Source organism: Flavobacterium sp. CG_23.5 (assembly GCF_017875765.1).
Taxonomy (GTDB): domain Bacteria; phylum Bacteroidota; class Bacteroidia; order Flavobacteriales; family Flavobacteriaceae; genus Flavobacterium.
Window position 1 is genome coordinate 898806 of sequence record NZ_JAGGNA010000001.1, and the last position, 13411, is coordinate 912216.

Annotated in this window: 13 protein-coding genes; 12 read left to right on the forward strand and 1 reads right to left on the reverse strand. The window is 34.2% G+C overall.

From position 1 onward, the window contains the following. Positions 1-28 precede the first annotated feature (28 nt). Complete coding sequence (locus tag H4V97_RS03725) at positions 29-526, reverse strand: pyridoxamine 5'-phosphate oxidase family protein (protein WP_209548950.1); 498 nt, start codon at positions 524-526, stop codon at positions 29-31. Between the two features lie 699 nt (positions 527-1225). Here H4V97_RS03725 and H4V97_RS03730 point away from each other — a divergent pair. From H4V97_RS03730 to H4V97_RS03785, 12 genes are all read left to right on the forward strand, one after another. Continuing rightward, on the forward strand, positions 1226-2071 hold the full coding sequence (locus H4V97_RS03730) for an EamA family transporter (protein ID WP_209548951.1): 846 nt from the start codon (positions 1226-1228) through the stop codon (positions 2069-2071). A 435-nt stretch (positions 2072-2506) separates the two neighbouring features. Further along, positions 2507-3295, forward strand: coding sequence for a sulfite exporter TauE/SafE family protein (locus H4V97_RS03735; RefSeq protein ID WP_209548952.1), 789 nt, complete (start codon positions 2507-2509; stop codon positions 3293-3295). An 83-nt stretch (positions 3296-3378) separates the two neighbouring features. Continuing rightward, complete coding sequence (locus H4V97_RS03740) at positions 3379-4653, forward strand: FAD/NAD(P)-binding oxidoreductase (RefSeq protein ID WP_209548953.1); 1275 nt, start codon at positions 3379-3381, stop codon at positions 4651-4653. Positions 4654-4882: 229 nt separating this feature from the next. Beyond that, complete coding sequence (locus H4V97_RS03745) at positions 4883-6283, forward strand: MBL fold metallo-hydrolase (RefSeq protein ID WP_209548954.1); 1401 nt, start codon at positions 4883-4885, stop codon at positions 6281-6283. 59 nt (positions 6284-6342) lie between these two features. Further along, on the forward strand, positions 6343-6612 hold the full coding sequence (locus H4V97_RS03750; RefSeq protein ID WP_317196489.1) for a rhodanese-like domain-containing protein: 270 nt from the start codon (positions 6343-6345) through the stop codon (positions 6610-6612). Positions 6613-6752: 140 nt separating this feature from the next. Then, the gene (locus H4V97_RS03755) at positions 6753-7961 is read left to right on the forward strand and encodes an MFS transporter (protein WP_209548956.1); all 1209 of its coding nucleotides are present in this window, start codon (positions 6753-6755) and stop codon (positions 7959-7961) included. A 74-nt stretch (positions 7962-8035) separates the two neighbouring features. After that, positions 8036-8605, forward strand: a complete 570-nt coding sequence (locus H4V97_RS03760; RefSeq protein ID WP_196850443.1) for a TlpA family protein disulfide reductase — start codon at positions 8036-8038, stop codon at positions 8603-8605. A gap of 311 nt (positions 8606-8916) precedes the next feature. After that, positions 8917-9486 carry a YeeE/YedE thiosulfate transporter family protein gene (locus H4V97_RS03765; RefSeq protein ID WP_231385455.1) on the forward strand — a complete coding sequence of 190 codons (570 nt, stop codon included), beginning with the start codon at positions 8917-8919 and terminating at the stop codon, positions 9484-9486. A gap of 10 nt (positions 9487-9496) precedes the next feature. Beyond that, positions 9497-9994 (forward strand): DUF6691 family protein, encoded by a 498-nt coding sequence (locus H4V97_RS03770; protein WP_196850444.1) that lies wholly within the window; start codon positions 9497-9499, stop codon positions 9992-9994. 93 nt (positions 9995-10087) lie between these two features. Further along, on the forward strand, positions 10088-11098 hold the full coding sequence (locus H4V97_RS03775) for a c-type cytochrome (protein WP_196850445.1): 1011 nt from the start codon (positions 10088-10090) through the stop codon (positions 11096-11098). Between the two features lie 6 nt (positions 11099-11104). Continuing rightward, positions 11105-11530: a DsrE family protein gene (locus H4V97_RS03780; RefSeq protein ID WP_196850446.1), complete on the forward strand. Its 426-nt coding sequence runs from the start codon at positions 11105-11107 to the stop codon at positions 11528-11530. Positions 11531-11631: 101 nt separating this feature from the next. Then, positions 11632-13326 carry a bifunctional metallophosphatase/5'-nucleotidase gene (locus H4V97_RS03785; protein ID WP_196850447.1) on the forward strand — a complete coding sequence of 565 codons (1695 nt, stop codon included), beginning with the start codon at positions 11632-11634 and terminating at the stop codon, positions 13324-13326. The last annotated feature ends 85 nt before the right edge of the window (positions 13327-13411 follow it).

The window sequence follows — 13411 nt, forward strand, 5'->3', positions numbered from 1 at the left end:
CATTTTATATTTTAATCACGAATTGATTTTATAAACTAATTTTTCCGTGTTCCCCTTCATCATATTCTTTTCCAGTAACAATAGCTTTTAGCATATTGAAAAGAACTACCATTTTACTTGAACTGCTGTCCCAATAATTAACTTCGCTAGGCGTAACTTTAATAAGTAACATGTCGGGATCATCTAAACCAAGTGGAAACCATGCTTTCATAATGGAACTCCACAACGCTGCCATTTTGGCTTTATCGTTAACTAAACTTGCAGTTCCATGAATCATTAAATAGTTATTGCTGCTTTCATTGGTAATGGCGAGAGATACTTTTTTACTCTCTTCTATTTCGTCAACTTTATAGGATGATTTCTTGGTAAAAAACCACATAGTGCCATCATCATCAATTTTAGCTATACTCATTGGCCTGCCTGATAAATTTTCGGCATTTTTTTCATTTGTAATGAGCATACAGGTACGCACATCTTTAATCATCTCGATAAGCTTTTCTACATTTTGATTGTGTTCCGGTTTCATAAAATTTATTTTAAGATTTAATAGTTCTTTTAACCAATAGGTCCAAAACTATACAGTAAAGTTCCTGTTTTTAAAACGAGGGGGTGTTACACATTCGTGGAAATAAATTATAACATTCACACTTTTTTATAAATGGCCGTAATTAAATAAGTTAACAGCTTCACTTTATGGTTTAAGCACAATGGACATAGAAGGTGAAAATAATTTAATTTCTTTCTGTCTGTCGATTTTGTAAAAGCGTTTGCAGGTGCCGAATTTCATTGTCAAAGATATAAGAACGTTTCCGTTTACGATGTAATTTGAGGTCCCATTATTCCTACCGATACAGGTATATTCAGTACGCATAATGACCAATATTGGATAATTGATATAGCAGGAGGTGCATTAATTGGTGTTTTATGCACAAAAACCGCTTATTGTTTGTACGAAAAATTACTTTTCGAAAAAGAAACAAAACTGCCGTTTTAGTAACTCCTTTTTTTGATGGAAACCAAAAAGTTGAATTTGTAACTTGAATCCAGCTTTAAAAAAAATTAAAGTTAAATAGAAACCCTATTTGAAATAATAATAATAATATTAGTAATAGTAATAATAATTGCCGGTCTAAAATTTTTTATTTTATTCTAATGTACTCGTGCATGCAAAACCTTTTTTGAGGTATAAATTTTGTAGTTTTGTCCTGCTCCATCTAAATTATAAGTGAAGAATAAACTACTTGACATACCACCAATACCCGCTGTTCTTTTCGCTATAATAAGTGTTCAGTCTGGTGCAGCAATTGCAAAAAGCCTTTTTCCAGTTATTGGAGCAGCTGCAACTGCATCCATGAGAATTGGTATATCAGCAATACTATTATTAGCAGTTTACAGACCCAACTTATTCCAGATTACCCTTAAGCAATGGAAAATTGTAATCCCTTATGGTTTGTCTTTGGGGGCAATGAATTTAATTTTTTATCTTGCAATAGAGAGAATTCCTATTGGACTGGCTGTTACACTGGAATTTATAGGTCCTTTATTAGTAGCTGTTTTTGGCTCAAAACGTTTCATCGATTATTTGTGGGTGCTTCTGGCGGCAGCAGGAATTGTTTTGATTGCTCCGTGGACAAATAACGGAATAGACCTTTTAGGTATATTGTTTGCGCTATTGGCAGGTGCTCTTTGGGCCGCTTACATCGTTTTGGGAGGGAAAATTTCGAGAATAATGAAAAGCGGAGAGGCCGTAGCTACAGGAATGCTCTTTGCTTCGCTATTGATTGTGCCTTTTGGAATTATAGGAAACGGACTCAACAGTATCACACCAACATTTTTTTATTTAGGTATAGCCCTCGCTCTTTTGTCCAGTGCCATTCCTTTTACATTAGAAATGAAAGCACTTGGCCAACTTCCTGCCCGTACATTTAGTATTTTAATGAGTTTAGAACCAGCAGCAGCTTCTATTTGTGCCTTTTTATTTTTACAAGAACACCTTACTTTCAATGAAGTTTTGGCAGTTTTTTTTGTAGTTATAGCTTCCGTAGGATCAACGCTTACATCTAAATCATAAGAACATTAATATTTTCAGTAGTCTTTAAACATCTTTTTAAAATCTAATCTAAAAAGGCTCCAGATTATAAAATATAGAGCCTGTTCTTCATCATGAAAGAAAAACCGATCTTGACAAAATCTCGGATGTGCATAAAAAAATTGATTTTTTCTTATTTAGAGTATTCTAAACCTTTCATTTTTCACAAAAACCGAATCATTACTTTATAATCTTCTGTTGCATCTTTTCATATGGTTTATAAAAATAAAAGCGATTCCCTTTTGCTCAAAAATGACCTTGTAATAGATAAATAATTCGCGAAATGTACAGGTAGTACTGATTTCATTTTTTTTCTCTCTTTACTAATCTATTTCTTGAAAAAAATCACCTATGTGATAAATGTTACTGTACGTGGAATTTTAACGTACAATCTTTGCACCATAAAATTTACAACTTATGGAATATATCGGTTATTTTGCGTCAATCCTTATTGGCGTTGCCTTGGGATTAATTGGCGGTGGTGGTAGTATTCTAACAATTCCTATATTAGTTTATCTGTTTCAAGTCAATCCAAAATTAGCGACCACCTACTCCTTATTTGTGGTTGGTTTTACTGCTTCCATTGGTGCGGTCCAACATTATCGCATGGGAAATATCAAGTTAAAATCAGCAGTATTATTTGCCATTCCTTCTCTAATTACACTTTTACTAGTTAGAAAAATCATTTTACCATTAGTTCCAGAAACATTATTTACTTTTAATGGGTTCCTGCTTACAAAAGATGGTTTTATTATGGCATTATTTGCCGTGCTAATGATCGCTGCTTCTTATTCTATGATTAAAAATTCTAAAGAAATTTTTGTCACTTCAGATACAAATCCTTTGAAAGTGGCACTTATTGGAGCGTTGGTGGGAATTGCTACTGGTTTTTTAGGAGCTGGTGGAGGTTTTTTAATTATTCCTGTCTTACTATTTTTTACAGGTATTACCATGAAACAAGCAGTAGGCACCTCCATATTGATAATTTCTTTCAATTCCTTATTAGGATTTTTGGGTGATGTTGTAAATGGCGTCACAATAGATTATGAATTTTTAATTCTTGTTACTGCTTTTGCAACTGTAGGTATTTTTATAGGCACACTTCTTTCTAAAAAAATAGATGGTAATAAACTGAAACCTGCATTTGGCTGGTTTGTTTTAGTGATGGGATTTTATATAATAACCAAAGAGCTTTTTCTAAAATAAAAACCTTTTGTGACATAAGTCACAAGATAAGAATGAAATAAACAGTACTCTTGATAGTTTTATTATTATAAAAAATCTAAAAAATGTCAAACCATTATCAAATACTTGTCATAGGTGGGGGAAATGCAGGACTTTCTGTCGCTTCAAAATTGCTTCGAAAAAGAAGTGATTTAAAAATTGGAATCATTGATCCTTCTGAAAAACATTATTATCAACCTGCATGGACACTGGTTGGCGCTGGCATATTTGATATAAATAAGACCGTTCGAAATGAAAAAGAAGTTATTCCAAAAAATACTACGTGGATCAAAGAAGCCGTGACTGAATTTACGCCAAAAGAAAACAAAGTAAAATGCCTTTCTGGTAATGAATATACTTACGATTACTTAGTGGTATGTCCTGGAATTCAATTGGATTGGAATAAAATAGAAGGACTCAAGGACACATTAGGAATAAATAATGTAAGCAGTAACTATTCTTTTCAACACTCTCCATATACTTGGGAAATGATTGAAAATTTCAAAGGTGGTACAGCGGTTTTCACCAACCCAACTACTCCTATTAAATGCGGAGGAGCACCTCACAAAATTATGTATTTAGCTTGTGATTATTGGCGTAAACAAGGAATTTTGGATAAATGTGATGTTCATTACATTTCTGGAGCAAACTTGATATTTGGTGTCAAAGAATATGCAGAGACATTAAATAAAGTACTGGCCAAATATAATATTCACGTTCACTATGGAGCTAATGTCACAGCTATACAGGGTCAAAACAAAACGGTGGAATTTGAAATCAAAGAAATGGATGAAAATCTAAATAAAAAACTATCCTCTGAAAACGCAGGCTGTTATGGTATCGTAGAAAATAGTGAAATGGAAGAACTTAAAAAAGTGACCCTGAATTTTGATTTATGCCACGCCGTCCCCCCGCAATCCGCTCCTGATTTTATAAAAAATAGCCCTTTGAGAGATATAGAAAACCCATTGGGATATGTAGAAGTTGACAAAAACACGCTTCAACACACTCGTTTTCCAAATGTATTTGCTCTTGGAGATTGCACCAATGCTCCTTGCAGTAAAACGGGCGCAGCAATTAGAAAGCAAGCCCCAGTCGTGGTAGAAAATCTTTTGGCTGTTATGGATAATAAAGTTGCAACAGCTCAATATGATGGGTATAGCGCATGTCCTATTCCAACGCAATACGGAAAATTAATGTTGGCTGAATTTGATTATTCAAATACACCAAAAATGACTTTCCCTTTCAATCAGGCAAAACCAAATTGGGCTATGTGGATTCTTAAAACTAAGATTTTACCATGGTTGTATTGGAATAAAATACTTAAAGGAACGGCATAATAATCATTACTATTTTTTAAATTATCTTCCCTTTCAAATAAACTTGAAAGGGATATTTTTATTAAAATGGTAGCTAAATTAACAACATAGCAATTACACTAAGAACACAAAAATTTATTTTTGGTAAAATAATCAAGTTATAAAATCCTGTGTAACATTAGTCACCAACTTTACCAGAAGTACGCCCTAAATTTGTCGAATAAATTAGAAACTTAAAAAAATAAGCGATATGTATTTTCAACACATTTACGACAAGAGTCTTGCTCAAGCAAGTTATTTTATTGGCTGTCAAAAAGCAGGAGTAGCCGCGGTAATCGATCCTAAAAGGGATGTAGATACCTATCTCGAAATTGCTAAACAGAACAATTTGAAAATTACTCATATTTTAGAAACACACATCCATGCTGATTTTCTTGCTGGCTCAAGAGAACTAGCGGCTTTGACAGGAGCCGAAATGTACCTTTCAGCGGAAGGCGGACCAGATTGGAAATATGAATTTCCTCATGTTGACATAAAAGATGGTGATGTTTTAAAAGTAGGAAACTTAAAAATTGAAGTAGTTCATACTCCTGGACACACTCCGGAAAGTATCAGTTTTCTTTTAACAGATACGCCTGCCAGCGACGAGCCGGTAATGTTATTCACCGGTGACTTTGTATTTGTTGGTGACATAGGAAGACCTGATTTACTTGAAAAAGCAGCAGGAATGATAGGAACTCAAGACATTGGTGCCAAACAAATGTATCAATCGATTAATAAATTCGACGCATTACCTGATTATATTCAAGTATGGCCAGGTCATGGAGCAGGTTCTGCATGTGGAAAAGCATTAGGAGCAGTACCAAGTACCACTGTAGGATATGAAAAAATAAGAAACTGGGCTTTTCAACATAAAAATGATGAAACTGGATTTGTAAAATATTTATTGGAAGACCAACCGGAACCACCAAAATATTTTGCGATGATGAAAAAACTAAATAAAGTTGATCGTCCGCTTCTTACGGCTGTTCCAAAATTGAAAAAACTGGATTACACCGAATTGACAGCAGCTTTAGTCAATGGGACTAAATTGATTGATGCCAGAGATAAAACGGAATTTTCTACAGGATTTATTCCAGGAAGTATCAACATTCAAGGGAACAATTCTTTTGCCACTTGGGCTGGATGGTTTCTGAGTTATGAAGAACCTTTTATCATTCTTGCCGATGAATCTCAATTGGATGACCTTACCCGAAAACTAATGAGAATAGGATTAGATAACATTCAAGGTTACATTCCTTCTACAAAAATATGGGAAGTAAATGGCGGTTCTTTGGAAAAAGTGAATCAGATTTCATTAGAAGAATTTAAAACTTTAAAACAAGAAAAAGATGTTCAAATCGTTGACCTTCGAGGTGTTGCTGAATACAATACAGGTCACATCAAAGGAGCTGACAATGTATTTGTAGGTACTTTAATAAACAATCTGGACAAAATAAGTAAAGATAAAAAAGTATTAATCCATTGCCAAGGCGGGGACAGAGCAGCAATTGCGTATTCTTTATTAGCTAGAAATGGCTATAAAAATGTATTCAACTATTCTCCTGGAATGAATGAATGGATTAGCCAAAACAATCCTATTGAATACTAAAAATCTCAATTATGTTCGGAATTTTTAAAAATATGTTTTCAAAAAAAGATACAACGCAAATGGAAAAAATACTAAAAGAAGGTGCGTTCCTCGTAGATGTTCGCACACCAGCAGAATTTGCTGAAGGTCACGTAAAAGGATCAATCAATATTCCTTTGGATCAAGTACCAAATCAGTTGGCTAAATTTAAAGGAAAAGAGCAAATTATTGTTTTTTGCCGAAGCGGGAATCGCAGCGGGCAAGCCAAAATGATTTTGGAACAAAATGGTTTTAAAAACGTTACCAATGGCGGTACTTGGCAAGATGTGAACGAAGCCATAAGCAAATAAGCAGAGATGTTATTAAAATAATGTGCAGTTTAAAACAAGAAATAAATTTGTTTTAAACTGCACAATTATTTATCTAAAATCAGAATTTAATTTTTGTTTCCCTGAAAAGGATTTAAAATTAATAAAAACCTTAATTGAAAATGAATACAACCAAACTCGGACTGAAAGAAAATTGGAAACAATTTACTATTTTGGTAATCGTCAATGCCTTTGTTGGCGGAATGATAGGAATGGAAAGAACTATTATTCCAAAGTTTGCTGAGATTGAATTTGGCATTGCTTCAAAAACGGCTATTCTATCTTTCATAATTGCCTTTGGAATTACTAAAGCAATAACCAACTATTTTACGGGCAAACTGGCGAATCGTTTTGGCAGAAAAAATTTGCTTTTATTTGGTTGGATTCTGGCTATTCCTATTCCTTTTATTTTGATATATGCGGAATCGTGGAATTGGGTGATTTTTGCCAATATTTTGTTGGGAATTAGTCAAGGACTCACTTGGAGCAGTACGGTGGTGATGAAAATTGATTTGGTAGGAGAAAAAGATCGCGGACTGGCGATGGGACTCAATGAATTTGCCGGTTATTTTGCCGTTGGTCTAGTTGCTTTTCTGTCAGGCTATATCGCCCAAAAATATGGAATTACACCCTACCCTTTTTACCTTGGAATTGGAATTTCCATAATTGGTTTTTTATTGACTTTGTTTTTTGTGAAAGACACGAGAAAATTTGTAACAAAAGAAAACACGACCAATCAAACCGAAAAATTAGAAAATATTTTTCTAGAAACTACTTTCAAAAACAAAACATTAAGCTCGATAACTCAAGCAGGATTAGTTAATAATCTGAATGATGGAATGATTTGGGGTTTGTTACCTATTGTTCTTCTTTCTTTGAATTATGATTCTCAAAACATCGGAATTATAACAGCCATTTATCCTACCGTTTGGGGATTTGGACAATTGATAACCGGAAAAATGTCAGATGTTTATTCGAAAAAAAAGATGCTGTTTTGGGGAATGTTATTACAGGGAATAGCGATACTTTTTATTCCTTTTGCTATAAAATTCTATCAATTGGCAACCATTTCGGCATTTTTGGGATTGGGAACAGCGTTAGTTTATCCTACTTTTTTATCGGCTATTGCCAAGGCAACAACTCCAACTCAAAGAGCGGAAAGCATTGGTACATTTAGACTTTGGAGGGATTTAGGATATGCGATAGGAGCCATTATTTCCGGAGTAACAGCCGATTTATTTGGAGTAAATTATGCCATTGTGCTAATCGGAATTATTACTATTTTGTCGTCCGTGGTCATTAAAACCCGGATGCCACAAGACACTTTATAAAACAACAAAAAATTAAAAAATCAACATATAATTAAAATCCTCTCTTGGTAGCATGGATCTAAAATAAATCTAAAATGAATTGGAAAACACCAAAAAAATCTACTATTCAGAATATTGCTTTTATCGTAATTATAGCATTACTTCTGTTCCCTCCTATAGGCACTTTTGTAAAAGTACAATTGAACCGTCTAATTGCTTTTTCTCCCAAAACAATAGCCGTAACAGATCAAAAAATGTTGTCCAGTTACCAATGGAAATTGGTTGATGCTACTGGCAAGATTGTGAACTTGCAGGAATACAAAGGAAAAATCATATTTATTAATTTCTGGGCGACATGGTGTCCGCCATGTATCGCTGAAATGCCAAGCATGCAAAAGTTATACACTGATTATCAGGATAAAATTGTCTTTCTATTTGTCACTAATGATTCCTTTGAAAAGGCAAATGCGTTTTTAACCAAAGAAAACTTAACGCTTCCAGTCTATCAGTCACTTACAAATTCTCCAGTAGAAATGGAATCATCAACTATTCCGGCAACCTATCTTATTGATCAGTCAGGAAATGTGATTGTAGCCAAAATTGGCACAGCCAATTGGAATAGTGATTCGTTCAGAGAAAAACTAGATGAATTACTAAAAAATTAATCCGATAAGAAAAACACGTCGCAAACCGGTGGGAAAAATCAAAATATAAAAAAAACAGTAGCCAGTTGGACCTAATGTAGCAAAATATTAATTTTTAGGATAGTTATTAGAAGTGTTTGAAAAATCAAACGCTTTTTTTTGGATAAATATTACTTATAAAATGGTTTTTAGAATATTAAATTATTGATTATCAAATATCTACATAATAAAAAATAATTACCATTTTTTTTTAAAATTTTTTCAGTTGTGTGACAAAAGTAACATAACTACTCATTTATAAATTTAATCTTTGCATTAATAAATCAAAAAATATGGAAATTTTAGAATTAATCAGACAACCTTGGCCATGGTACATTGCAGGCCCATTAGTTGGACTTACTGTTCCTGCTCTATTAATTATAGGAAATAAATCGTTTGGTATTAGTGCCTCTTTACGTCATACTTGCGCCATGTGCCTACCTGCAAATATTAAATTTTTCAATTACGATTGGAAAAAAGAAATCTGGAACATGTTTTTCGTATTCGGTATTTTATTTGGTGGTGTGATTGCTTTCAGTTTTTTATCAAATCCAAATCCAATTATTATCAATGCGAACCTAAAAACAGAATTAGCTACTTATGGAATTACAGCCATTAATGGCATGTTACCGGAACAATTATTCTCGTGGGAAAATTTATTTACATTAAAAGGATTGTTTATGATGGTTCTCGGAGGCTTCTTTATAGGTTTCGGTTCTCGCTATGCGGGAGGTTGCACTAGTGGCCACTCTATTTCAGGTTTGTCTAATTTACAAATGCCATCTCTGATTGCAACTTGTTGCTTCTTCGTGGGTGGATTAACTATGGCTAATCTCATTTTACCCTTTATCCTTTCACTTTAAAAAATTAAATATGCAAATTAAAGATCAAAATACAGATTTCGAAACTCGTTCCTTAGATACGGTTTGTATCAACGACAGTCAATTAGAACACAATTGGTACCATAATTTAAAATACTTAGTCATCGGTTTATTATTTGGAATTGTTTTCATTAAAGCCGAAATCATCAGTTGGTATCGCATTCAGGAAATGTTTCGTTTTCAATCCTTTCATATGTATGGCGTTATAGGAAGTGCCGTTGTTGTTGGGATAATATCCGTTTTTCTGATAAAAAAATTCAATATTAAAACCATTTATGGCGAAAAAATTGAATTTCACGACAAAACGTTCAACAAAGGACAAATTTACGGCGGACTCATCTTTGGATTGGGTTGGGCCATAACGGGAGCGTGCCCAGGACCCTTGTTTGCACAAATTGGAACTGGTGCCACAGTGATGATTGTTACCCTGTTTTTTGCTATTGTGGGAACTTGGGTTTATGGTTATTTAAGAGACAAACTACCTCATTAAAGAAATATGAATTCAGAAAAACAAAATTTAGTCCAATTTAGATCCCTAGTAAAGAGATTAATCTATCTTTTTACAACTATTATATTCTTAGTAATGGCACTGTTCATCGTTTTGTTTTTCAATTCATCAATTACCTCTTGGTTTCAAAATAGTGATGCGGATTTCGATTCCCTTTACATTGAAGCAGAAAAAAAGGTGCTTTTACAAAATGAATTGGCAAAAGTTTGGAAACCTGCTGATATTAGTCTGATTAAAGATGCGAACTTAAAACAAGAAGTAGAATATGGCAAAGATTTAATTGCACATACGGCTAAATATTTGGGTCCAAATGGTAGTGTGAAACAAATCACCAACGGTATGAATTGCAACAATTGCCATCTGGATGCCGGTACAAAACCTTGGGGAAATAATTACGGTTCTGTATATTCTATGTACCCAAAAATGAGAGCGCGAAGCGGGCAAGTGGAAAACCTTTATAAAAGGGTAAATGATTGCATGGAAAGAAGTTTAAATGGTCAGCCTCTCAAAGAAGGCGACAAAGAAATGAAAGCCATGATTGCCTACATAGAATATATAGGCAGTAATGTTCCTAAAGGTAAAGAAGCAAATGCTTCTGGAATTTATGATCTAGAATATTTAAATCGAGCTGCTGATCCTGTAAAAGGAAAGGCATTATATGATTCAAAATGTGCCAGTTGTCATCAAGTGAATGGTCAGGGAATTTTGGCAGAAGATAAAAAGGAATATACGTATCCGCCACTTTGGGGTAAAAATTCGTATAATAGTGGTGCCGGTTTATTTAGAATTAGTCGTTTTGCAGGGTATATAAAATACAACATGCCATTAGGTACAACCTATGAAAACCCGCAATTATCAGATGAAGAGTCTTGGGATATTGCAGCTTATGTAGAAAGTCTGGACAGACCATCGAAAGATTTAAGTCAGGATTGGCCAAAAATTGCCAAGAAACCAGTAGATCATCCATTTGGGCCTTATTCCGATAAATATACCGAAATACAACACAAATATGGACCATTTAAACCTATAAAAAAGGAAAAAAAGAAAATGGAAGAAGCAGAGGTAAAATTAAAATCTAAAACATAAAAACAAATGAAAAATTTAAAACTAATAACTCTAATTCTAATTGGATTATTTACCGTTAGTACTTTTGCTCAAAAAAGACCGAATAAGCACAAAGTAGTATTTCAGTTTACCAATGCCAATGATACTTTACAACAAAAAGCATTTGCAAACCAACTAAAAAATTTAACAGACCATTGGCCTAATGCAAAATATGAAGTGGTGGTTTACAATATGGGATTAGAATTTGTTATGGCAACAAAATCAAAGCATATCGCAGCAATTAGAGCACTTCATGCAAAAGGAGTTCGCTTTGTAGTTTGCGAAAACACCATGAAAAATCGAAAAATAACTAAAGAACAACTGATCCCTGAAGTAGAATATGTACCCGCCGGAATTGCTGAAATTGTTGAAAAACAAGAACAAGGTTGGAGTTATATTAAGGGCGGATTCTAAATTAAAATTGTAAATTATATTTTGCACAATCCTACACCATTAATTTGGCTGTAGGTTTTCCTGCAAAAACGCTAAAAACTAAACCAACAAACCTAAAAAAAATGAGTAATAACCGAAGAGATTTTCTGAAATCAGTGGGGACATTAGGTCTGGGTGCTGCGATTATTTCGCCTATTTCAGCTATTTCAAATACAAATCAGACTGAAGAAATAAACTTGGATGCAGCAATCGATAGCACAAAACCTCAAACGATTTCCATTCTTCAAACCACCGATGTCCACTGTCAGATTCATCCACATGATGAGTTGTTTTGGGAAAACGGTAAAATGGTTTTTAGAAAGACGGGTGGCTATGCCTATATGGCAACTCTACTGAAACAATTAAAAAAGAAAAACCCAAACACCTATATAATCGACACGGGCGATATGTTTCAAGGCAGCGAATTAAGCGTAGAAACTACCGGTGAAGCTTTTGTTCCCATTTTAAATGCATTGAATTACGACTTATATCTTCCGGGAAATTGGGAAGTAATTTACGGAAAAAGAAAAATGCAAACACTATTGGGTTCTCTTGATGCACCAAAAATTTGCACCAATATGTACCACGATTTAGGCGAAGGAAAACGAGGTGAACTTATTTTTCAGCCGTATACCATTTGGCATATCGCCGGAGCAAAAATTGGTTTTTTAGGTTACACTGATCCTTTAGTACCCTTAAGACAAAGCCCCAATTACAGCAAGGGAATTCTGTACACTAATCCCGAAGAAAATCTGGCTCATTATGTGGATGTACTAAGAAATCAGGAACAATGCAGTTATGTAATTATAATTGCGCATCTTGGTTTATCACAGCAAATAGCATTGGCAAACCGACCGGAATGTGAAGGTGTAAACTACATTTTGGGTGGCGACACGCACGAGAGAGTTCGTAAACCCATTGTTTGCAACTATTCTAAAGTGGTGGAACCGGGAGCTTTTGGTTCGTTTATTGGAAAATTAGATTTGACTATTCTCAACGGAAAAGTGGTTGAGGATAAGTATGAATTAATAGAGGTTGATTCTCCAAAAATAAAACCAGATCCTAAAATTGAAAAATTATTAAAAGACACAGAAGCTGTTTATCAAGAAAAAATCAATCAGGTTATTGGATACAGCACGATTCCTTTGTACCGTTATTTTGTGGTAGAAAATCCTATTGACACGATGATTTTGAATGCTCTAAACTGGAAATTCCCTGAAATAGACATTAATCTTTCTAATGGATTCCGCTTTTGTCCGCCAAAAACTACACCGGATAATACCGGAAACATTCCCATCACAAATGGATTTATTTTCGACATGTTACCAGTTGACAGTACCGTAAGAACCGCAAAAGTAACCGGAAAGCAATTGAAAAACTGGCTCGAAAAAGAACTGAATAATGTTTTTGCGCAAGACGCTTCCAAACGTTTTGGCGGTTGGGTCGTAAAATTCAAAGGAATGGAGGTTCGCTTCAATGCTTTTGCAGAAATGGACAAAAGAGTGCAAAGTATTACCGTAAAAAATATTCCGATAGATTCTGAAAAACGATATACAATCATGGCTTGTGAACGCGATGGCGATCCTGTGGATATGCTTTGCAGAATGAAAGGCGTAATGGATGCCAAAAACACAAACTCAACCTTGCATACGGTAATGAGAGAATATCTAAAACAAAATTCTCCAGTTACGCCTACACCGCAAAAAAACGCCATAATTCTGGATGCTCCTGAAACCCTTTTAACGCAAGTTACTGGTGTTGATTATACGTTTAGATAGTTTTCAATCGTAAATTAAAAAATCATAAAGTCGAATGTATAAAGCATTCGGCTTTGTTTTTTTTAAGGCAACTGTGATAAAAGTT